The following is a 903-nucleotide window of genomic DNA, read 5'->3' as shown; positions in this document are numbered from 1 at the left end:
TCGATGGTGATATCCGTTTACATGTTGAATGTGGAATGCTCCTACCACCCGCTCACCCTGACGATTGCGCACTACTTGATGAGTCACGCCCTGCACTTTACTGAAACTGGCATACACGCCCGCGCCATCGCTACACAGCACGGCATCCGGCGAGACAAGGGGCTTCAACACCGCGATAACTGTTTCGGCATTCATCTTTTCCAACTGAAAATCTGCATGATGGCCAGCACGGTCCTGCACCACCATCACCGGGATGTAATCCGGCCCGGTTCCCCGGGTTCGCCCCTTGCCACCACGATGTCGTGCCAGACGCGGCAGTCCGCGTTGCCCCTTGAACGATTCGAGGAAGAAGGTCTCATCGACCTCAACGATGCCCTCTTCCCGTGTGGCTTGATGGGCGGCCATCGCACGCAAGAAGCGGTGACGCCAAAGGAACGCGGTGTTCTTGCTGACCCCGCAACGCAGCGCTGCCTGGCGGACAGTGAGTCCTTCAATGAGGGCTTGCGCATAGTCTTCCCAGCACTGCGCTTTACGTAATCTGGCCAAGGGGGTCTTGGTTAGCACGGAGCTGGTGCGCAGACACAGTTTGCAACGGTAGCGACGTAGTCCCCGACTCCATCCCCAGGGTGCCAGCTGATTGGCATCGGCCTGACAATGTGGGCAACCGCTGCATGCAGGTAGCTGGGCATTGAGTGAGGTAATGGTGTGGGGCGCAGTGAGCTCCTGCCGGGCAACACGGCGTTGGCGCAAGGTAAGCTGTGGAAAGAGAGACAACAGGTGTTGAAAGGCTGGGGTATCCATGATGGTAGACCTCAAGGTGATGGCCTACTTCAAGCTTAGCCTTTCAACACATAATTGGGACAGAGCCATTATAAAGAATTCGGGGCGCAGGTCGCCCCTTTT

General features: G+C 57.3%; 1 protein-coding gene. It reads right to left on the bottom strand.

The window, feature by feature from the left end; genetic code table 11:
• Window positions 1-801 (bottom strand): IS1595 family transposase (locus CF137_RS21500; protein WP_139721583.1); only part of this gene is annotated, 801 nt, incomplete at its 3' end.
• Between the last annotated feature and the right edge of the window lie 102 nt (window positions 802-903).

This window comes from Aeromonas sobria, assembly GCF_006243315.1.
Classification (GTDB): Bacteria; Pseudomonadota; Gammaproteobacteria; order Enterobacterales; family Aeromonadaceae; genus Aeromonas; species Aeromonas sobria_A.
The sequence above is the reverse complement of the archived record's forward strand: the minus strand, read 5'-3'. Positions and strand labels throughout refer to the sequence as shown.